The organism is Cryobacterium sp. Hh11 (assembly GCF_004404045.1).
GTDB classification, from domain to species: domain Bacteria; phylum Actinomycetota; class Actinomycetes; order Actinomycetales; family Microbacteriaceae; genus Cryobacterium; species Cryobacterium levicorallinum.
In genome coordinates this window covers 21,111-40,922 of record NZ_SOHF01000027.1, presented here as the reverse complement: position 1 = coordinate 40,922, position 19,812 = coordinate 21,111, and the positions used below count along the sequence as shown (strand labels likewise).

Annotated in this window: 16 protein-coding genes; 5 read left to right on the top strand and 11 right to left on the bottom strand. The window is 67.3% G+C overall.

Annotated elements, in window-relative coordinates:
* Positions 1–23: 23 nt before the first annotated feature.
* Together E3T46_RS18555 and E3T46_RS13295 are read right to left on the bottom strand one after the other, a co-directional pair.
* Positions 24–3,443 (bottom strand): glycoside hydrolase family 38 C-terminal domain-containing protein, encoded by a 3,420-nt coding sequence (locus E3T46_RS18555; RefSeq protein ID WP_241980745.1) that lies wholly within the window; start codon positions 3,441–3,443, stop codon positions 24–26.
* A 219-nt stretch (positions 3,444–3,662) separates the two neighbouring features.
* Positions 3,663–5,513 carry a phosphoenolpyruvate carboxykinase (GTP) gene (locus E3T46_RS13295; RefSeq protein ID WP_134578911.1) on the bottom strand — a complete coding sequence of 617 codons (1,851 nt, stop codon included), beginning with the start codon at positions 5,511–5,513 and terminating at the stop codon, positions 3,663–3,665.
* Positions 5,514–5,702: 189 nt separating this feature from the next.
* Here E3T46_RS13295 and E3T46_RS13290 point away from each other — a divergent pair, with 189 nt between their 5' ends.
* The 3 genes from E3T46_RS13290 to E3T46_RS13280 are packed head-to-tail and all read left to right on the top strand — an operon-like array spanning position 5,703 to position 9,203.
* Positions 5,703–7,145, top strand: coding sequence for a helix-turn-helix transcriptional regulator (locus tag E3T46_RS13290; protein ID WP_092448938.1), 1,443 nt, complete (start codon positions 5,703–5,705; stop codon positions 7,143–7,145).
* Positions 7,146–7,200: 55 nt separating this feature from the next.
* Positions 7,201–8,172, top strand: coding sequence for a nitrilase-related carbon-nitrogen hydrolase (locus E3T46_RS13285; RefSeq protein ID WP_134578910.1), 972 nt, complete (start codon positions 7,201–7,203; stop codon positions 8,170–8,172).
* A complete protein-coding gene (locus E3T46_RS13280) occupies positions 8,169–9,203 on the top strand; it encodes an agmatine deiminase family protein (protein ID WP_134578909.1) in 1,035 nt (344 codons plus the stop codon). The genes E3T46_RS13285 and E3T46_RS13280 overlap by 4 nt, the downstream gene beginning before the upstream one ends.
* Here E3T46_RS13280 and E3T46_RS13275 read toward each other — a convergent pair whose 3' ends face one another.
* From E3T46_RS13275 to E3T46_RS13235, 9 genes are all read right to left on the bottom strand, one after another.
* The gene (locus tag E3T46_RS13275; protein WP_134578908.1) at positions 9,204–9,497 is read right to left on the bottom strand and encodes a hypothetical protein; all 294 of its coding nucleotides are present in this window, start codon (positions 9,495–9,497) and stop codon (positions 9,204–9,206) included. It lies immediately after the preceding gene.
* Positions 9,497–9,802: a hypothetical protein gene (locus E3T46_RS13270; protein ID WP_134472313.1), complete on the bottom strand. Its 306-nt coding sequence runs from the start codon at positions 9,800–9,802 to the stop codon at positions 9,497–9,499. Before E3T46_RS13270 ends, E3T46_RS13275 begins: the two co-directional genes overlap by 1 nt.
* A gap of 42 nt (positions 9,803–9,844) precedes the next feature.
* Positions 9,845–10,627, bottom strand: a complete 783-nt coding sequence (locus E3T46_RS13265; RefSeq protein ID WP_092448943.1) for an SDR family NAD(P)-dependent oxidoreductase — start codon at positions 10,625–10,627, stop codon at positions 9,845–9,847.
* Positions 10,627–11,811 carry a thiolase family protein gene (locus E3T46_RS13260; protein WP_134578907.1) on the bottom strand — a complete coding sequence of 395 codons (1,185 nt, stop codon included), beginning with the start codon at positions 11,809–11,811 and terminating at the stop codon, positions 10,627–10,629. The genes E3T46_RS13265 and E3T46_RS13260 overlap by 1 nt, the downstream gene beginning before the upstream one ends.
* A 41-nt stretch (positions 11,812–11,852) precedes the next feature.
* Entirely contained in the window at positions 11,853–12,659 is an 807-nt protein-coding gene (locus E3T46_RS13255) for an RNA methyltransferase (protein ID WP_134441944.1), read from the bottom strand.
* A gap of 143 nt (positions 12,660–12,802) precedes the next feature.
* Entirely contained in the window at positions 12,803–14,113 is a 1,311-nt protein-coding gene (locus tag E3T46_RS18550) for a DUF4397 domain-containing protein (RefSeq protein WP_241980744.1), read from the bottom strand.
* Positions 14,114–14,222: 109 nt separating this feature from the next.
* The gene (locus E3T46_RS13245; RefSeq protein WP_134578906.1) at positions 14,223–15,050 is read right to left on the bottom strand and encodes an anti-sigma factor; all 828 of its coding nucleotides are present in this window, start codon (positions 15,048–15,050) and stop codon (positions 14,223–14,225) included.
* Positions 15,037–15,591: a sigma-70 family RNA polymerase sigma factor gene (locus E3T46_RS13240; RefSeq protein ID WP_241980743.1), complete on the bottom strand. Its 555-nt coding sequence runs from the start codon at positions 15,589–15,591 to the stop codon at positions 15,037–15,039. The genes E3T46_RS13245 and E3T46_RS13240 overlap by 14 nt, the downstream gene beginning before the upstream one ends.
* Positions 15,592–15,846: 255 nt before the next feature.
* The gene (locus E3T46_RS13235) at positions 15,847–17,328 is read right to left on the bottom strand and encodes an NAD-dependent succinate-semialdehyde dehydrogenase (RefSeq protein ID WP_134578904.1); all 1,482 of its coding nucleotides are present in this window, start codon (positions 17,326–17,328) and stop codon (positions 15,847–15,849) included.
* A gap of 112 nt (positions 17,329–17,440) precedes the next feature.
* Here E3T46_RS13235 and E3T46_RS13230 point away from each other — a divergent pair, with 112 nt between their 5' ends.
* On the top strand, positions 17,441–18,166 hold the full coding sequence (locus E3T46_RS13230) for an IclR family transcriptional regulator (RefSeq protein WP_241980742.1): 726 nt from the start codon (positions 17,441–17,443) through the stop codon (positions 18,164–18,166).
* 156 nt (positions 18,167–18,322) lie between these two features.
* Entirely contained in the window at positions 18,323–19,669 is a 1,347-nt protein-coding gene (locus E3T46_RS13225; RefSeq protein WP_134578903.1) for an MFS transporter, read from the top strand.
* Positions 19,670–19,812: the final 143 nt, after the last annotated feature.

Sequence of the window (19,812 nt, the reverse complement as noted above, 5' to 3'; positions counted from 1 at the left end):
GGGCACTTTTTGCGCTCTCGCGTTCAATGGATGGAAGGGTAGCGCAGCGTCACGAGCTGGAAGGGGCGCAATTCCAGGGTCAGGGCGGCGTCATCCGTCGCAATGATGGCGGCCGGGGTAACGCGGCGCTCGAGCAGGTCCGTCTCGTGTGCTTCGGCTGCGGCGAATGAGCGGATGACCCGGGCCCGGGACCGGGTCCCGTGCGCCTCGTAGAGCCGCACGATCACGTCGCCACTGCCGTCTTCGGCGAGCTTGACCGCCTCGATGACCACGGCCGGGTTGTCGACCGTGAAGAGCGGCTCGACCGGCGTAGAGCCCATGCCCGCGACGGTACGCAGCGGTAGGTTCAGCCGGTAGCCCTCATCTACCGCGTCGGGAATACTCGCGCCGACGCGGAGGGCGACGCGGAATTCGTGCTCGCCCTGATCGGAGGTCGGGTCGGGATAGACGGCGGCCCGTAGCAGAGTCAGTGCAACGGTCGTGCCGATGCGGGCCGCCGCTGCGGGCGGGGCCGTATCCGTCACCCGGTCGGGGCTGGCGGTGCTGCCGACGCGGACTTCTCCGTCACGGCGGGAACCCTGGCTGACGCTGGCATCCTCGCCGGTGCTGGAATACCCAGCTGCGTTCGCGTCCTGCCCGGTGCCGGGGTCACGCTGCGGAGCATCCGTTTCGCCTGGAGCAAACGCGGTGCGGATGATCGCGTGGCCATAGGTGGAGTCGTTGGCAACCGCGACGCCGAAACCCGGTTCGCCGACGTGGACCCAGCGGTGGGCGACGGTTTCGAAACGGGCAGCATCCCAGGAGGTGTTCGCATGCGTCGGGCGGAATATGTGCCCGAACTGGATCTCGGAGGAGGCCCGGTCGGCCTTGACGTCGAGCGGAAAGTTCAGTCGCAGCAGCTTCTGCCGCTCATGCCAGTCGATTTTGACGTGCAGGTCGATCGCGCTTGAATCCGACGCGAGGGTCACATCTTCGACGACCGAAGACTCGCCAAATCGCCGTGTGACACGCACACCGACCTGACCGACCGGGAGCTGGTCGAGCTGCTCAACCGAGTCGGCATCGGTGAGTGCCTCGAACAGGCGCGCGTGCGGGGTGTCGATGTCCCAGGCATCCCACTGGGTGGGGGTGTCCCGGTGCAGGGTGAGCAGGTTGGCTCGCGCTCCGGCCGGCACGACCTGGCGGTCAACGTGCCGGTCGTACACCGAGGTGAACAGTCCGTCGTCGTCGATCGTGACGGAGACGAGCTCGTTCGTCAGGACCCAGCCGGCCGAAGTGCGTGAGATTATCGCCCCGGCGTGCGCGGCGGCAGCGTCCCCCACCGCAGTCGCGGAAGCGCGCACGGGAGCAGTCTCCCCAGCATCCCGGCCCGTACCCTCCGCGCTCGTCGCCTCGTCACCCGCAGCACCCGCAGCACCCGCAGCACCCGCAGCACCCGCAGCACCCGCAGCACCCGCAGCACCCGCAGCACCCGCGCCGAGAGTATCGGCACCCCGAGCATCGGCACCCTGAGTATCGGCGCCCGCGCTGCCGCCGAGCGCCGGCACGCCCGCCCGCGCATACGGCCCCGCATTCAGCACGACCGCGCCATCGCCCGGCCCGACGAGCGCACGAACCGATTCCTCGATCACCCCCTCCAGCACTCCAGTGACCCGCACATACTCGCGCTCGGCCTGCGCGTGCACCCAGGCGATCGATGACCCCGGAAGGATGTCGTGGAACTGCTGCAGCAACACCGTCTGCCACGCGTTCTCGAGTGCCGCGCGTGGATACTGCGCCCCCACGCGCACGGCGGCCGTCGTCGCCCACAGTTCCGCCTCCCGCAGCAGGTGCTCGCAACGCCGATTCCCCTGCTTGGTGCGAGCCTGGGAGGTGAGCGTGCCGCGGTGAAACTCCAGATACAACTCGCCCGACCACACCGGCGGCGCCGCATACTCGGCCTCCGCCGCTTCAAAGAACCGCCGCGGGCTGGACAGTTCGACCGTCGGCGATCCCTCAAGCGACGCGGTACGGTGGGCGGCGGCGATCATCTCCTCGGTCGGACCGCCGCCACCGTCGCCCCAACCGAACGGCACGAGCGAGGTATTGGCCACGCCCTTCTCCGCGAACAACCGCTCGGCCCTGGCCAGTTCCAGACCGGAGAGCTGCGCGTTGTAGTCGGCAACCGGCGGAAAGTGTGTGAAGACGCGGCTGCCGTCGAGGCCTTCCCAGAGAAAGCTGTGGTGCGGAAACAGATTCGTGTCGTTCCAGGACAACTTCTGGGTGAGAAACCAGCGGCTGCCGGCGGCACGCACGATTTGAGGAAGTGCCGCGGAGTAGCCGAACGAGTCGGGCAGCCAGACTTCGAGCGGTTCCACCCCGAACTCGCGCAGAAAGAACCCCTTGCCGGCCACGAATTGCCGGGCCAGGGCCTCGCCGCCGGGCATATTCGTGTCGGATTCAACCCACATCCCTCCGACCGGAACGAAGTTGCCGGCCGCGACGGCTTTACGCACGCGCTCGAACAGCTCCGGGTAGAACTGCTGGAGCCAGGCATACTGCTGCGCCGACGAGGCCGCAAACACAAAATCGGGGTGACGGTCGATCAGGTCGAGCACGTTGGACCAGGTGCGCGCGACCTTGCGCACGGTCTCACGTACCGGCCAGAGCCAGGCGCTGTCGATGTGCGCGTGGCCAACCGCGTGCACTCGGTGCGCGCTGGCGTTGGCTGGGCTGGCGAGCACCGGAGCCAGGGCGGCGCGTCCGGCTTCCGCGGTGCCACCCACATCGTCCGGGTCGAGCAGATCGAGGCAGCGTTCCAGGGCGCGCAGAATGTTCGCCCGCCGCGGCGATGCGGCCGAAAGCTCCCGGCGCAGTCCGTCGAGTGTGAACACGTCCTGCGCGAGCTGCCAGACCTGCGTGTCGCGCTGGGCGACATCCGCTTGGCGCAGTGCATACAGCGGCGTGCTGCCGGCGGTGCCAAGATCGCCGAGCAGGGTGGGAGTGAAACTGAAGTCGCCAGCGATATTAGGGTTGGCGGCGGCCTCGATATAGAGGTCAATGGTGTCGCTGACCACCGTCACGGTGCGATTCAACGATTCCACGCCCTTGAGCACCCGGCCATCCGAGCTGTAGGCGGTGCCCTCGGCCTGGAAGCCCGGCACAGCGACGGTGAACCCGAGGTCGACGACGACCTCGATGCGGGTATCGGCCAGGCCGGCCCATTGGGGCGGTACCAGTCCGGTGAGATGAAACCAGACAGTGCCCCACGGCCTTCCCCACGACTCGCCGACGACGAATGGTTCAAACGGATGCGAGACCGCCTCGGCAAACGAGACCGGCTCCCCCGGCGCGACCCAGGCGGTGACCGTGAGCGGGGCGGTGGCCCGGTAGATCGCCGGGTGCAGCCGTTCGCGAACAAAACGGTTCAGCCGGGCCTCGACCAGTGCGCTGTCGTCATGCATGCTGGCATCCTACGACCGCCGCGCGCGGGCCGTTCGGCCGGTTCCCGGCGGGGTCCTGCGCGATGCCGGTCTCTGAGGCCCTGGGCCCACCTTGTGACACCCGGCCCACGATAGATCATGGGCCCGCTTCCCGGGCCCGGGCCCGGAAAGTAATGCACGCACGGGAGGTACACGAACGGCCCCGCCACCTGCGTGACGGGGCCGTTCGCACTGCAGGAACTAGTCCTTGAGGTGGTAGCGCACGCTCGCGAGTTCGGCGCGCAGTGCCGGCGGAACCTTGTCGCCGAACTTGTCGAAGTATTCCTCGGTGAGGTCGCACTCGGCGAGCCAGCTGGTCTGGTCGATCGCGAACAGCTGGTCAACGGATTCCTTGGACAGGTCGAGACCGTCCAGGTTCAGCGCACCTTCGGCTGGCAGCAGTCCGATCGGGGTGTCGACGGCGTCGGCGCTGCCCTCGATGCGACGAATCATCCATTCGAGAACCCGCGAGTTCTCACCGAATCCGGGCCAGATGAAGTCGCCGTCCGGGCCCTTGCGGAACCAGTTCACCTGGAAGATCGCCGGGGCGTTGGTGCCGAGTTCCTTGCCGACCTTGAGCCAGTGGCCCCAGTAGTCGGCCATGTTGTAGCCGCAGAACGGCAGCATCGCGAACGGGTCGCGCCGCAGCTCGCCGACGATGCCGTCAGCGGCCGCGGTCTTCTCGGAGGAGATCGTCGCTCCCATGAAAACGCCGTGCTTCCAGCTTCGGGCCTGGGCGACCAGCGGAACGTTGGTCGCCCGACGGCCACCGAAGACGATGGCGTCGATCGGTACGCCGCCGGCCGCTTCCCAGTCGTCGGCGATCGACGGGCACTGGGCGGCCGCAACGGTGAAGCGCGAGTTCGGGTGGGCGGCGGTTCGACCGGAGTCGGGCGTCCAGTCCTTGCCCTGCCAGTCGATCAGGTGATCGGGAGCCTTGTCGGTGAGACCTTCCCACCAGACATCTCCGTCGTCACGCAGGGCGACGTTGGTGAAGATCGTGTTGCCCCACATGGTGGAGACGGCGGTCGGGTTGGTGGTTTCACCGGTTCCGGGGGCGACTCCGAAGAAGCCCGCTTCCGGGTTGATCGCCCAGAGGCGTCCGTCTTCGCCCTGGCGCAGCCACGCGATGTCGTCGCCGATGGTTTCGACCTTCCAGCCGGGAATGGTCGGGCGCAGCATCGACAGGTTCGTCTTGCCACAGGCGGAGGGGAAGGCGGCGGCCACGTGGAACACGCCACCCTCGGGTGAGATCAGCTTGATGATCAGCATGTGCTCGGCCAGCCAGCCCTGATCACGGCCCATCACCGACGCGATGCGCAGCGCAAAGGACTTCTTAGAGAGCAGGGCGTTTCCGCCGTAGCCGGAGCCGTAGGACCAGACCTCGCGGGTATCGGGGAACTGCACGATGTACTTGTCATCGTTGCAGGGCCATTCCACGTCGGGACGGGTGATTCCCGATGCGTCGACGAGCGGGTACCCGACGCTGTGCACGGTGTGCACCCACGGGTCGCCGGCTTCGATCATGGTCAGCACGGTCTCGCCCATCCGCGTCATAATGCCCATGTTGAGCACAACATAGGGGGAATCGGTGATCTCAACGCCCAGCTGCGAGATGGGTCCGCCGAGCGGGCCCATCGAGAACGGCACGATGTACATTGTGCGACCGCGCATGCTGCCGGCGAAGACACCACGCAGTTCGGCGCGCATCTTGACCGGTGCGGCCCAGTTATTGGTGGGGCCGGCATCCGCTTCATCGTTGGAGCAGATGAAGGTGCGGTTTTCGACGCGGGCAACGTCTTTCGGGTTGGTGCGGGCGAGAAAGCTGTTGGGGCGCCATTCCGGATTTAGGCGGATGAGCTGGCCGGAGGCGACGAGCAGTTTGGAGAGCTCGTTGGCCTCGCGCTTGGAGCCGTCGCACCAGATGATCGCGTCGGGCTCGGTCAGGCGGGCAATCTCATCGACCCAGGACTGCAGGTTAGGGTCGGTGCTGCCCGTGCGCGTCGGGTACGAATCCCCGTTGGTCTGGAGGGAAGAGTTGGTGAGAGTCATATGCTGGCCTTTCCGGTCGCCGGGTATCGAGAAAAAGTTGCGAAGTGGTCAAAAACGTCGGGCCCCGTTGCTGTCAGACGCTGTGCGAAACCATAATTTCGTCTTACACACCAACAATGGCCCTGCTTTGAGCCCTAAACCCGCAATATTGCTACTTAAGAAATGCAGTTTTTTAGATATCGTTAAGGAATGTCGCCTCAAGCCTCCGATCTGATCCTGCTCGGCCATCGCATCCGTCACTTTCGGGGGGAGCGCGGTCTCACCCTCGACCAACTGGGTGCGCTCGTTCACCTCGCCGGCAGTCAGCTGTCGCTGATAGAGAACGGCCGCCGCGAGCCGAAGCTGTCGACCCTGCAGGATCTCGCGACGGCCCTCGCTGTGGACCTGGCCGAGCTGCTGCGCCGGGAAGCCCCAAACAATCGGGCGGCGCTCGAGATCGAACTGGACCGTGCCCAGAAAAATCCGCTCTACGGGGCGCTCGGCCTGCCCGTCGTAAAAGTCACTAAGGGGATGCCGCTGCCCGCCATCGAATCGCTGCTCGGCCTGCACCGGGAGCTGTCCCGCCGGGCCAGCGAAGCCATCGCGACGCCGGAAGAGGCGCGGCGAGCCAACACCGAACTGCGCGAGCGGATGCGGGAACAGGGCAACTATCTGCCGGCCATCGAGGAACTGGTCGAGGAACGGGTGCGCGCGAGCGGCCACGTCTCGGGCGCGCTCACCCACCGCGAGGTCAGCGTCATGGCCGATCAGCTCGGATTCAGCCTGATCTACGTGAACGATCTGCCCAACTCCACCCGCTCGGTGACCGACCTGGCCAATGGGCGCATCTACCTGCCGCCCGCGTCGATTCCCGGCGGGCACGGCCTGCGGTCGATGGCCCTGCAGGCGATGGGGCACCGGCTGCTCGGGCACGAACGGCCGGGCAGCTACGCGGAGTTCCTCTGGCAGCGGCTCGAGATCAACTACTTCGCGGCGGCCTGTTTAATGCCGCGCGAGGCATCCGTCGCCTTTCTGTCGAATGCCAAGCAGGAGCGCGAGCTGTCGGTGGAGGACTTTCGCGACACCTTCGGCGTGACCCATGAGGCTGCAGCGTTGCGACTGACCAACCTCGCCACCTCGCACCTCGATATGACCCTGCACTTTCTGCGCGTCAACGGCGACGGCGCCCTGCAAAAGGGCTACGAGAACGACGATCTGCCGTTTCCGGTGGACGTGACCGGGTCGATCGAGGGCCAGTACGTCTGCAAGCAGTGGAGCGCCCGCAGCGCCTTCACCCACACCAACCGCACCACCGAGTACTACCAGTACACCGACACCCCGGCCGGTACGTTTTGGTCGGCGACGCAGACCGGGTCAACGGATGCCGGTGAGTTTTCGATCAGCGTCGGCGTTCCGTTTGCGCAGGCGAAGTGGTTTCGCGGGCGTGAGACCACGCAGCGTACGGTGTCGCGCTGTCCCGATGAGTCGTGCTGTCGTCGGCCGAACTCGGATGCGGCCGCGCGCTGGGCCGGCCGGGCCTGGCCGAGCGCCCGGCTGCACGCACACGTGCTGTCGCCGCTGCCGTCCGGCACGTTTCCCGGGGTCGACGACTCCGAGGTCTATGCGTTTTTGGAGGCGCACGCGGCAAAGTAGCCGGGTTATGTAGATTGGGATCAGGTTTGATCGCCAATAATACCCAGGAGACCGCATGAGACTGATCGAGGCCCCGATTAGCCCCGCCTCGCCCACCCGGGTGCGCGAGCCCGACCGGACTCCCCTGCGCGTCGGTCTCGTGCAGCATCGCTGGCACGCGGACGACGCGACGCTCGAGGCGGAGCTGGCCGAGGGCATCCGTTTGGCGGCTGAGGCTGGCGCCCGGATCGTGTTTCTGCCGGAACTGACCCTTAGCAAATACCCCGGCAATGTGCGAGCCACCGGCATTCCCAAAGCGGATGCCGAGCAGCTCCTGGGCGGCCCCACCTTCGCTTTCGCGGCCGAACAGGCGCGGCTGCACAGCGTCATCGTGCACGCCTCGCTGTTCGAGCAGCCTGCTGAAGCCGACGAACCGAACGACCCGCGCGGTTACAACACGGCCATTCTGGTGTCGCCGGCCGGCGAACTCCTCGGTCGCACGCGCAAAATGCATATCCCGGTCACGGCCGGGTATTACGAGGACACCTACTTTCGGCCGGGGTCGGCCGAGGACGCGTACCCGGTCTACGACGTGGCCGGTGCGCGCCTGGGGCTACCGACCTGCTGGGACGAGTGGTTTCCCGAGGTCTCCCGGCTGTACGGGCTCGGCGGCGCCGAAATTCTCGCCTACCCGACCGCGATCGGATCGGAACCGCTGTTTCCGGACTTCGACACCCAGCCGATTTGGCAGCAGGTCATCGTGGCCAACGGCATCACGAGCGGACTGTTCGTGGTCGTGCCGAACCGGCACGGCGACGAGGGCGACCTCACCTTTTACGGCTCGTCGTTCATCTCCGACCCGTTCGGACGGGTGCTCGTGCAGGCGCCTCGCGGCGAGTCGGTGGCGCTCGTGGCCGACCTGGACCTGACCCAGCGCGAGGAGTGGCTCGTCCTGTTTCCCTTCCTGATGACTCGACGCCCGGACAGTTATGCCGGGCTGGTCGCGCCGGTCGACCCGGCGCATCCGTACGGATCGGCGACCGTATGACCTGGCGCATGCCGGCCGAAACCGCGCCGCAGGACCGTGTGTGGATGGCGTTTCCGGTGGGCGGCTACACGCTCGGCGACACTGCGACTGAAGCCCACGAAGCCCGCCGCACCTGGGCGGCCGTCGCCCACGCCGTCGCCGAATTCGAACCCGTGCGCATGGTCGTCGACCCCGCCGAGCGCGCCGTAGCCCGGCGCTATCTGTCGGCCGAGATCGAGGTGCTCGAGGCTCCGCTGAACGACAGCTGGATGCGCGACATCGGCCCGAGTTTCGTGCACGACGACACCGGCCGGCTCGGCGCCGTCGACTGGACCTTCAACGGCTGGGGCGGCCAGGACTGGGCCACCTGGGACCACGATTCGAAGATCGGCCGCTTCGTAGCAAATGCCGCCGGTGCAGCAATCGTGTCGTCCGCGCTCGTGAACGAGGGCGGCGGAATCCACGTCGACGGCGCAGGAACCGTGCTGGTGACGGAGAGCGTGCAACTCGATTCGGGTCGCAACCCCGGCGCCACGCGCGCCTCGGTCGAGGCGGAGCTTCGCCGCACGATCGGCGCGGAGCACGTCGTCTGGCTGCCACGCGGCCTCACCCGCGACCACGAGCGATTCGGCACCCGTGGGCACATCGATATGGTCGCCGCGCTGCCATCGCCGGGCACGATTTTGCTGCACGCCCAAAACGATCCGGGTCACCCCGACTACCCGCTCACCCGCGAATTTCGCGGCCTGTTGGCCGACGCGCACGACGCGGCCGGGCGATCGTTCACAATCATCGACCTGCCGGCGCCCGCCGTGCTGCGCGACCACGAGGGGTTCGTGGACTACAACTACGTCAATCATCTCGTCGTCAACGGCGGAGTCATCGCCTGCAGCTTCGGCGAGGAGCGGGCCGATTCCCTGGCCCGCGACGTGCTCGCGGCCGCCTATCCCGGGCGCCGCTTGGTGTCGGTCGATGCGCGGCCGCTGTTTGCGCGGGGCGGCGGCATCCACTGCATTACGCAGCAGCAGCCGACTGCGCCGCTGCCTGCCTGATCAGGCGTCAGCCGGGCGACGCGCGTTGCGCCACAGGGCGAAGATCAACGGCAGAACGACGACGATTCCGAACATGAGATAGGCCACAGTGCCCAGCTCGTTGTGCAGTAGCTGGACGCCGAAAACCAGTAGGCCGACGTGGAGAATTCTCCAGCCCAGCATGGGCAGCTTCTGGCGAACCGTGGGATTCACATAGTTTCCCAAGCCTCGATTCTGCCCCGATATTCTCGCAGCTCCTGCCAGACCGAGGGCGGTCGAGATGGCGACGAGAATGACGCCCAGCAGAAGCTCCATCAGCGCTGTGCCCCTCTGGCGACCCGCCCATTGTGCCAGGCGCGAATCACGATGAACGGTCCCAGCACGGCAATGGTGAGCAGCACGAAAGCCCAGGCGCCGATCTCCGGCGTCATGAGGTTCGCGCCCCAGATCACCAGCGCGACGGCTCCGACATTCAACAAAACGGATGCCCGTGGCCGGCTCGGTGCGCTGGTGAACATGGGCAGCGGCGTCGTTGGGTTCGCCCAGGCCACGAGCAGTACCCCGTAGACGGCACAGGCGAACCCGGCCAGAACGAGGATCGTGCCGAATATCACTGCCATACGAGGGTTCCCCTAAAGAGTCGTTCCTTCGAACCTACAGCTCTACTTCGGCTGCATCCGAATCGCCCCGTCAAGGCGGATAGTTTCCCCATTGAGCATGGGATTCTCAATGATATGCCGCACCAGGAATGCGAACTCCTGAGGGTCACCGAGCCGGGACGGATGCGGCACCTGGGCTCCGAGAGAATCCCGCACCGGCTGCGGCAGCCCCTGCAGCATGGGCGTGTCGAAGATGCCGGGCGCGATCGACATCACCCGAATCAGGCTCTGCGCGAATTCGCGGGCGAGCGGCAGGGTCATCGCGGCCACGCCGCCCTTGGACGCGGCATAGGCGGCCTGCCCGATCTGCCCGTCAAACGCGGCGACCGAGGCGGTGTTGACGATGACGCCGCGTTCGGCGCCGCCCTGGCGGCCCGGGTCTCCGACGGGTTCGGTGAGCTGCATCGCGGCGGCAGCCAGCCGCACGACGTTGAAGGTTCCGATCAGGTTGATGCGAATCGCCCGCTCAAAATCTTCAAGCGGCAGCGGGCCGTCGCGGCCGACCGTGCGGGCGCCGGGCGCGATGCCGGCGCAATTGATCACGATGCGAAGCGGCGCTTGGGCCACCGCCGCGTCGACGGCGGCCTGCACGTCGCCGGCGCTCGTCACGTCGCCCGCCACGAAGCGGGCCCGGTCGCCGAGCTCGGCGGCAATTGCGTCGCCGGGAGCGCCGGGGAGATCCAGCAATACGACGGATGCGCCGGCTTCGTGCAGGGTGCGAACGCAGGCCAGGCCGAGGCCGGAGGCGCCTCCGGTAATGAGGGCGGAGCATCCGTCAATCTGCATTAGAGCCTCTCAATCAAGGTGGCGTTGGCCATGCCGCCGCCCTCGCACATGGCCTGCAGGCCCCAGCGACCGCCGGTCATTTCGAGGTGATTGAGCAGCGTGCCGAGCAGGCGCGTGCCCGAGGAACCGAGCGCGTGGCCGAGGGCGATGGCGCCGCCGCGCGGGTTGAGGCAATCGGGGTCGGCGTGAAGTTCGCGCAGCCAGGCCAGCGGGACGCTCGCGAAGGCCTCGTTGATCTCGTAGGCGTCGATATCGTCGATGCCGAGGCCGGCCCGCGAGAGGATGCGCTGGGTCGCCGGAATCACGCCGGTCAGCATGAGCATGGGGTCGCTTCCCACCACGGTGAAGCTGTGAAACCGGGCGCGGGGGTTCAGACCGAGCTGCGCGGCCCTCTTGGCGCTCATGATCAGGGTCGCCGAGGCGCCATCGGTGAGCGGTGAGGAGTTACCGGCCGTGACGTGCCAGCCGAGCTTCGGAAACCGGGCAGCGAGCGCGTCGGTACGAAAGGCGGGGCGCAGTCCGGCGAGTGAAGCATGCGAGGTGCCCGGGCGGATGGTCTCGTCCTCGCTGATCACGCTGCCGTCCGGCCGGGTGACGGCCACTATTTCGCCGCCGAAATCACCCCGTTCAGCCGCCGCTGCGGCCAGCCGGTGCGAGCGGGCCGCGTAGTTGTCGAGGGCGTCGCGGCCCAAGTTCCACTTCTGATTGATGAGCTCGGCCGACACCCCCTGGTTGACCAGGCCGTCGGGGTAACGCTCGTGCATGAGCGTGCCGAACGGGTCCTGCCCGCCGGCCGTAGACCCGAGGGGTACCCGACTCATCGACTCGACGCCGCAGGCGATGACCACGTCGGCGTTGCCGCTCATCACGGCCTGGGCGGCGAAAGTGGCGGCCTGCTGGCTCGAGCCGCACTGCCGATCGATCGTGGTGCCGGGCACGGTGTGCGGAAAGCCGGCACTCAGCAGGGCGGTGCGGGTCACGTTATTGCCCTGCTCGCCGGCCTGGCTGACACAGCCGCCGATCACGTCATCGATCAGTGCCGGGTCGAGGTTGTTGCGGCTGACCAACTCACGCAGCACCGTGGCCAGGAGGTCGGCCGGATGGATGCCGTCCAGGGCTCCACCGGGTTTGCCCCGGCCCGACGGGGTGCGCAGAACGTCGATGATGACAGCTTCATTGCTCATGCCCCCAGCCTAGGCCCGCCGGGCTCAGGTGGCGGAAGGGGTTACCCGGACAGCGCCCACATCGCGACGGCACTCGCGGCGGCGACGTTGAGGGAGTCGATGCCGTGCTTCATTGGAATCTGCACGACGGTGTCCGAGGCGGCGAGTGCCTCGGGGGTGAGTCCCTCGCCCTCGGCGCCGAGCAACAGGGCCAGACGTTCGTGAGCGGTACCGTCAAAATCGCGCAGGCTGACCGCATCCGGCGTCAGCGCGAGGGCCGCCACATGAAAGCCGTGCCGGGTGAGTAGGGCGCGAGTCTCGGTCCAGTCGCCGGCGCGGGTCCACGGCACCTGCAGCACCGTACCCATCGAGACCCGGATGGCGCGACGGTAGAACGGGTCGGAACAGCGCGGCGTGACCAGAATGGCATCCGCTCCGATGGCACCGGCCGAGCGAAAGATGGCGCCGACGTTGGTCGGGTCGGCCACGTTTTCGAGGATGACGATGCGACGCGCATCGGCCAGCAGGCTGTCGGCGCTCGGCAGTTCGGGTCGGTGCATCGCGGCGATCAAGCCACGGTGCAGAATGTAGCCGGTGAGGTCGGCGAGCATTTCGCCGGGGCCGACAAAGACGGGCACCTCGGCCGCGTAGTCGCCGAGCACCGCGAGCGCCTCATCGGCTGTGTTGCCGAGCGCGAGCACGGAGCGTGGAATGTGCCCGGCGCGCAGGGCCCGCTCCAAAACCAGGGCTGATTCGGCGATGTACAACCCGTGTTCGGTGCCGCGGGCCTTCTTGAGGGCCACGTCGGTGAGGTGGGCATAGTCGACCAGTCGCGGGTCGCTCAGGTCGTCGATCGCGATCAGGGGCATCCGCAAAGTCTAGCCAGCGGCGCGGTACACCCGGCTCGAGCGGCATAACTCCTGCAATTTCACGGACCCGGCCGCGCGGGCCCCGGAAATCCGGGGCCCGCGCGGGGTCGACGCTCAGATTGCAGGAGTTATGCCGGACGAAGCTACTTCGTGGACACCGTCTGCACAGCCAGGGCGAGCGTGCCGTCGGCGAGGCTGCCCCAGGCGTAGACGATGGTGTTCGTGCTCGCGGCAATGGCCACGTCGGCCGGCCCAATGAGTGCCGCGGTGGTTCCGGCAGCCGCAACCGCGGCCGAGATGGTGCCGACCGGCAGCACCAGCACGGACTCGTTCGGGTTGGTCAGGCCGGTGATGGCCGGAGCACCGTTCGCGAGTACGTCCACCGCGGGAGCAGCGGCGACGTGACGCACGGTCAGGCGGCCTTGGCCGGCGCCGGTCGCGGAGGTATCGTTGGCGAACAAGGCCGCGGTCGGAACTCCGGCCTCGGTCAGGTGGGCGACAGCCGTGTAGTTGACGCCCGCGGCAACCGCGAGGTCGACCGGGCCGATCACGGGAGCGCTCGCGTCAACGGCATCTGCTGCGGTGATGGCGAGGGTGTAACTGCCGGCCGGAAGGCGGAACGTCTTCGTGAGGGTGCCGGGTTCGAAGTCGTCAATGACCTTGCGGTTGTCGACGTACACGTCGACCACGACGCCCGGAATGGCGTGCAGCACCGAAACGGATGCCGGCGCTGCGGCCCGCGTGTGCACCGTCTGCACGTAGAGGGCCAGGTTGCCGTCGGCGAGACTGCCCCAGGCGTAGACGATGGTGTTGGTGCGCGGGGCGATCGTGACTTCCGCCGGGCCGAGCAGCGGCGCGGTCGTTCCGGCGGCGGCCACGACGGCGCTGATCGTGCCGACCGGCAGATCGAGCACGGCCTGCGACGGATTGGTCAGGCCGGCGACGGCAACGGCGCCGTTGGCGAGAACGTCAACGGCCGGAGCGGCCGCAACGTGGCGCACGGTGAGGCGGCCCTGTCCGGCGGCCAGCGGCTTGGTGTCATCGTTGTACAGGGTGGCGGTGGGAAGGCCGGCATCCGTGAGGTGGGCAACCGCCGTGAAACTGCGATTGGCCGTGACCGTGACTGTCGTCGAGCCGCTCACGGCGATCGACGGAAGCGGCGAGCCGTTGGCGCTGCCGCCGACTTCGAGGGAATCTGCCGCGGAGATTCCGACGGTGTGGGTGCCGGCCGTGAGCTTCAGCGGGCCGAGCAGGGTTCCAGGCATGAAATCGGCGACGACGACGCGACCGTCGACCGAGATGTCGAGGGTCAGTCCGGGAATGGCGTGCAGCACCGACACGGATGCCATACCCGGTGAAGCGGATGCCGCGGGAACGGCCGCCTGCGCCGGCGCGAGCCCGGCGAGTGCGACGAGAAGGCCGGCGGAAATTCCGACGGCGATGGACTTGTTCATTGCTACCTCCAGGTTGGTCGTTACGGAAGGCGGCTGTGCCTCCCTGGTAACAACTTCTCTAGTCGGGCGCGTTTCGGATGCACCACGGCGACTTATTTGGAGAAACGACTCAGAGCGCGTGTAATTCGCCGCGCACGATTGAGTCGCCGGAGTGCGCCGGGTCGCCGTCGGCGGGTTCGGCGGACACGTCCACCAGCGGGTATTGGGCGAGGTCGACGCTCGCGGGGATAGTGAAACGACCGGTGGCACCGTCGAGGAATCCGATGCTGACCAGGCCGGACGCATCCGCTTTGAGCAGCCAGACCTCGCGCAGGCCGGTGCCCGGCGGATTCGGCGCGTCGAGGTCGACGACGACCGAGCGGCGGCCGTCGGCGGTTTGCTCGACCCGGACCGACCCGCTCGCGGCCCATCCCGGCAGGGCGTCGAGGGCGCCTTCGGCCACGACTTGCTCGGGTGGCGGGCCGGCGGTGCTCGCCACGCCGATGGCGATGCCGCCGATCAAGCCGATCAGGCCGGCGGCTGCCGCGAACGGGACCCAGCGGCGGAGGGACAGCAGTCGCACGGGTGCTGGTTCGACCGACACCTCGGCCGTCGGTCCGGCCGCCGCCGGGTCGGCGACCGGCGAAGCAGGTGCCTGGGGCGGGGCCGCAGTATACGTCGCGTCAGCGGTTTTCGTGAAGGTGGGTGGTGTGTGCACCGCGTTGCTCAGCCCGAGTTCGGCCTGGATGCCTGCCCAGACGCCCGCAGGCGGGGTGAGCCGCGAATCGAACCCGACGGCACGAGCGAGTTGCACGACCTGCCACAGGGCGAGGTATTCCCCGGAGCACTCGGCGCAGGTGGCGAGGTGGGCCCGTTCCGCCGCGCTCGCGTCGACCTCGGCCAGGGCGAGCAGGTGCAGGTCGTCCGCGGCGATGTGGGTGCCATCAAGACGAGTCATCGGACACCTCCAACCGGGTGCGGAGGCGGGTCAGGCTGCGCCGCATGTGGCTCTTGACCGTGCCGAGTGGAAGCCCCAGGCTGTCGGCGATCTGCACCTGGGTGAGATCGTCGAAGAAGGCGAGGCGCATCACCTGCCGGGGCACAGGCTCGAGCCGGTCGATTTCGTCGCCGACCAGCACCCGGTTGACGACACTCAAACTGTCATCGACGCGGTGTGCCGGGATGGTCGCGGCGAGTGAGTCTTCGAGCCGCCGCTGGCGACTGCGTGCCTCGTGGGTGTCGGCAATCACGTGCCTCGTAATGCCGATCAGCCACGCCGGAAGCCGGGAACGGGCCGGGTCGAACCCACCGCGCCCCCGCCAGGCGGCAATGAATACCTTCTGGGTGACGTCTTCGGCGTCGGACGCATTGGCGAGGGAGCGCACGGCGATCGTAAATACCAACGGTGACCAGCGGTCATACGCCGCGGCCAGGGCGCGCTCATCACCGTCCTGAAAGGCGCGGTGGAGGGACGCGTCATCGTCGGTAGGTGCGCTCACGTGAGGGTGGGTCCTTCGGGCCGAAACACGTACCGGGCAGGGGTTCGGCGATCGCACTGTGAGAGTGACAACCTCCGCGCGCACCAGCATAGTGAGTTTCCTTCGACTCGGTTGCAGTTCCCCCTGCCAGCAGAAGGGGCCACAGCAGCAAACCCGACGTCGCGTGCTGTGGCCCTCCCCGGGGCGGGAAACCACTGACTCCTCTATTTCTCTCCTCTAGGGCGAAACGGATGCACCCTCCGGCAATTTGCCGCTTTAGGGCGTCGGCGTCAGCGTGTACTTCGTCGACAGATACTCGTGAATGCCCTCGAGCCCGCCCTCGCGACCGAGGCCGGACTGCTTGACGCCGCCGAACGGTGCGGCCGCGTTGGAGACAACGCCGGTATTCAGGCCCATCATGCCGGTCTGCAGCTTGTCGATCATGCGCTGGCCACGGGCCAGATCGGTCGTGAACACGTAGCTGATCAGGCCGAACTCGGTGTCGTTGGCGAGGCGCACGGCATCCGCTTCGTCGGTGAAGGTGCTGATCGCGAGCACCGGGCCGAAGATTTCGTCGCGCAGAATGTCGCTGCCGGCCTTGACGTCGGTGAGCACGGTGGGTGCGTAAAAGGTGCCCTCGCGCTCGATCGCGGCGCCGCCGGTGAGCAGGGTCGCGCCGCGAGTGAGCGCATCTTGTACGAGCGAGTCAGCCTTGGCGACGGCTTTGCCGTCGATCAGCGGGCCGATGGTGATGCCGGCCTCGGTGCCGCGGCCGATCTGGAACGCTTCGACCCGCTCGGTGACCCGGCGGGCGAATTCGGCAGCGATCGACTCGTGCACAATGAAACGGTTGGCGGCGGTGCAGGCCTGCCCGATATTGCGGAACTTGGCGATGAGCGCGCCGTCGACAGCCTTGTCGAGGTCGGCGTCGGCGAACACGACGAACGGGGCGTTTCCGCCGAGTTCCATCGAGGTGCGCAGCACGTTCTCGGCGGAGAGCTTGATGAGCGACTTGCCGACCGCGGTCGAGCCGGTGAAGCTGAGTTTGCGGAGGCGGGGGTCGGCGATAATCGGCTCGGAGACCGCGCCGGACTGCGACGTCGTGATGACGTTGACGACGCCGGCGGGCAGCCCGGCCTCTTCGAGCAGGGCCACGAAGTGCAGGGTGGTCAGCGGGGTGAGCGCGGCCGGCTTGACGACGACGGTGCAGCCCGCGGCGAGCGCCGGGGCGATCTTGCGGGTGGCCATGGCGAGCGGAAAGTTCCACGGGGTGATCAGAAAGCAGGGTCCGACCGGCTGCTGGGTGACGATCATGCGACCGGTGCCCTCGGGGTTGGCACCGTAGCGGCCGCTGATGCGCACGGCTTCTTCGCTGAACCAGCGCAGGAATTCGCCGCCGTAGGCGACTTCGCCGAGCGCCTCGGGCAGCGGCTTGCCCATTTCGATGGTCATCAACAGGGCAAACTCCTGCTTGCGTTCCTGCAGCAGATCGAATGCGCGGCGCAGAATTTCGCCCCGCACGCGGGCCGGGGTCGCCGCCCAGTCGGCCTGGGCAGCGTCGGCCGCATCGAGGGCGGCGGTGCCGTCGGCCACGCTCGCGTCGGCGATGGTCTTGATGACGCGGCCGGTGGCCGGGTCTGTGACATCGAGGGTGCGGCCGCCGGTGGCGGCGACCCATTCGCCGTTGATGTAGAGCTGGTTCGGCACGCGAGCGAGCAGCTCGGCTTCGTTCGTGTTCGTGTCTGTAACAACCGTCATTGGTTCTCCCCTACTTTGCCTGCCCGTCGATCTGACGGTATTAGCCTAGCTGCGCCCGCCGACAGGGTGGCTGGCTAACCGAGAGGACCTGGCCGGGTGGGAGAATACCAGCGTGTCGATTCCAGAATTCGCGGACCCCAAGGCTGCACCCGCCCACTCGCAAACCCTGTCGCGCGGCATCCGCATGCTGGAGATTCTCGCCGACACCGACAAAGCCATGACGATCGTCGAACTCGCCGCCGCCCTCGACGTGCACCGCTCGATCGCCTATCGCATTCTGCGCACCCTGGAAGATCACGGTCTCGTTGTTCGCGACCCGGCGGGACTGGTACGGCTCGGCGCGCGACTGGCTGCCCTGGCGCGCGGGGTGTCCCGCGATCTGCAGGCCACTGCCCGGCCTGTGCTCACCCGCATCGCCAACGAGCTCGGCATGACCGCCTTCGTCGCGGTACTCGACCAGGGCGAGATCTTCACGCTCGTGAGTATCGAGCCGCGGCAGGCCCACGCGACGGTCGCACAGCAGCCTGGCACGCGGCATCCGCTGCACATGGGTGCACCGGGAATCGCGATCCAGTCAGGCCTGAGCGCGGCGCAATGGGCCGCGCTCGGCCACCCGGAAACCCGCCGCAGCGAGGCCGGGGAGGTCGTTGCTCTCGGCTACGCCTCGAGCCACAACGAGGTCATTCCGGGCCTGTCGTCGATTGCCGTTCCGTTGCTCGTGCCCGGGGAATCACCCGCCTCCCTCGCCGTCGTGTACATCTCGAGCCTGCACTCCCCCACCGACATCGGTGCCGTGCTCACCGCGGCCGCCCGCACGATCGTCGCAGAGCTCAGCTAGTCACACCCGCGACCGGAAAAACAACAATACTGACCAAAAGGTAGGTAATCGTAAAAAATCCTGCCATACTGCCGCAGTGCCGATTTTCTCCGCACGATCCACAGACTTTGCAGCACCACCCGCCCAGCACCGCAGTGAGATACGAGGGAGTATTCCATGGCTATTACGACCGAGCGCACGCCAACGGCCAGCGCCAAACGCAGTGAGGAACGGCGGGTTCTCGCCGGCACCATGGTGGGTACCACCATCGAGTGGTACGACTTCTTCATCTACGCCCAGGCCGCCGGACTCGTGCTTGCCGGCCTGTTCTTCGCCCCGCTCGCCGGCGAGAACGCTCCGCTGGCCCAGCTGATCGCCTGGGCCTCGCTCGGCATCAGCTTTCTGTTTCGCCCGCTCGGCGCTATCGTCGCCGGACACCTCGGGGACCGCCTGGGCCGCAAGGCGATGCTGGTCTTCACGCTCGTCATGATGGGCGCCGCCACAGCGCTCATCGGTCTGCTGCCCACCTTTGACCAGATCGGCGTCTGGGCACCGATCCTGTTGATCGTGCTGCGCATCCTGCAGGGCTTTTCGGCCGGCGGCGAATGGGGCGGCGCTGCGCTGATGAGCGTCGAGCACGCACCGATCAACAAGCGCGGCTTCTTCGGTGCCTACCCGCAGATCGGCGTTCCGGTCGGCCTCATTCTCGCCACCGGCGTCATGATCGCCGTGACCACCTCAATGAGCCCGGAGGCCTTCCTCGCCTGGGGCTGGCGCATCCCGTTCCTGGTCTCCGTGCTGCTCATCGTCGTCGGCTGGGTCATCCGCCGCGCGGTCGCCGAGAGCCCGGTCTTCAAGGAGATGCAGACGCGCAAGAGGGAGTCGGCGGCACCGCTCAAGCAGCTGTTCAAGAATCACTCGCGCCAGGTCATCCTCACCGCGCTCATCTTCATCGCCAATAACGCAGCCGGCTACATGCTCATCGCCTTCTTCAATTCGTACGCGACCAAGCCGGTCGAGGCCGGCGGACTCGGCATGGAGCGCACCCCGGTGCTCATCGCGAGCACCGTCGCCGCGTTCTTCTGGCTGGCATCGACGATGATGGGCGGCATCCTCTCCGACAAAATCGGTCGCGTGCGCACGTTCCAGCTCGGCTACGCCTTCCTGTTCCTCTGGGCCATCCCGATGTTCCTGCTGATCGACACCGGCGACATCGTCTGGTTCTCGACGGCCCTCATCGTGCTGGCGGCCGGGCTCGGCTTCTCCTACGGCCCGCAGGCCGCGCTCTACGCCGAGATGTTCCCGGCCCAGGTGCGCTACTCGGGCGTGTCCATCGGCTACGCCCTCGGCGCTATTCTCGGTGGCGCCTTCGCCCCGCTCATCGCCCAGCTGCTGCTCGATGAGACCGGATCCACCACCTCAATCGGCATCTACCTCATGGGCCTCGCCGCGATTTCCTTCGTCGCGGTCACCCTCGTGAAGGAGACCCGCGGAATTCCGCTGGGCATCAGCACCCACGAGTAGGCAGTTCAGTTTCAGACCGTGCCGCCTGGGTCTCGACCCGGGCGGCACGGTTTTTCTCTGCCCATCTCAGGCAAAACGAACCCTCGACATCCGCTCGCGGATCGTATATGGTTTCATATATAACCACCTGCAACGACGCGATT

What these genes read in the sequence shown, in the direction of transcription:
- E3T46_RS13245 (WP_134578906.1), bottom strand. Translation starts at nt 15,050, where the DNA reads ATGACTCGTCTTGATGGCACCCACATCGCCGCGGACGACCTGCACCTG.
- E3T46_RS13290 (WP_092448938.1), top strand. Translation starts at nt 5,703, where the DNA reads ATGTCGCCTCAAGCCTCCGATCTGATCCTGCTCGGCCATCGCATCCGT.
- E3T46_RS13285 (WP_134578910.1), top strand. Translation starts at nt 7,201, where the DNA reads ATGAGACTGATCGAGGCCCCGATTAGCCCCGCCTCGCCCACCCGGGTG.
- E3T46_RS13225 (WP_134578903.1), top strand. Translation starts at nt 18,323, where the DNA reads ATGGCTATTACGACCGAGCGCACGCCAACGGCCAGCGCCAAACGCAGT.
- E3T46_RS13295 (WP_134578911.1), bottom strand. Translation starts at nt 5,513, where the DNA reads ATGACTCTCACCAACTCTTCCCTCCAGACCAACGGGGATTCGTACCCG.
- E3T46_RS13265 (WP_092448943.1), bottom strand. Translation starts at nt 10,627, where the DNA reads ATGCAGATTGACGGATGCTCCGCCCTCATTACCGGAGGCGCCTCCGGC.
- E3T46_RS13270 (WP_134472313.1), bottom strand. Translation starts at nt 9,802, where the DNA reads ATGGCAGTGATATTCGGCACGATCCTCGTTCTGGCCGGGTTCGCCTGT.
- E3T46_RS18550 (WP_241980744.1), bottom strand. Translation starts at nt 14,113, where the DNA reads ATGAACAAGTCCATCGCCGTCGGAATTTCCGCCGGCCTTCTCGTCGCA.
- E3T46_RS13280 (WP_134578909.1), top strand. Translation starts at nt 8,169, where the DNA reads ATGACCTGGCGCATGCCGGCCGAAACCGCGCCGCAGGACCGTGTGTGG.
- E3T46_RS13255 (WP_134441944.1), bottom strand. Translation starts at nt 12,659, where the DNA reads ATGCCCCTGATCGCGATCGACGACCTGAGCGACCCGCGACTGGTCGAC.
- E3T46_RS18555 (WP_241980745.1), bottom strand. Translation starts at nt 3,443, where the DNA reads ATGCATGACGACAGCGCACTGGTCGAGGCCCGGCTGAACCGTTTTGTT.
- E3T46_RS13260 (WP_134578907.1), bottom strand. Translation starts at nt 11,811, where the DNA reads ATGAGCAATGAAGCTGTCATCATCGACGTTCTGCGCACCCCGTCGGGC.
- E3T46_RS13275 (WP_134578908.1), bottom strand. Translation starts at nt 9,497, where the DNA reads ATGGAGCTTCTGCTGGGCGTCATTCTCGTCGCCATCTCGACCGCCCTC.
- E3T46_RS13235 (WP_134578904.1), bottom strand. Translation starts at nt 17,328, where the DNA reads ATGACGGTTGTTACAGACACGAACACGAACGAAGCCGAGCTGCTCGCT.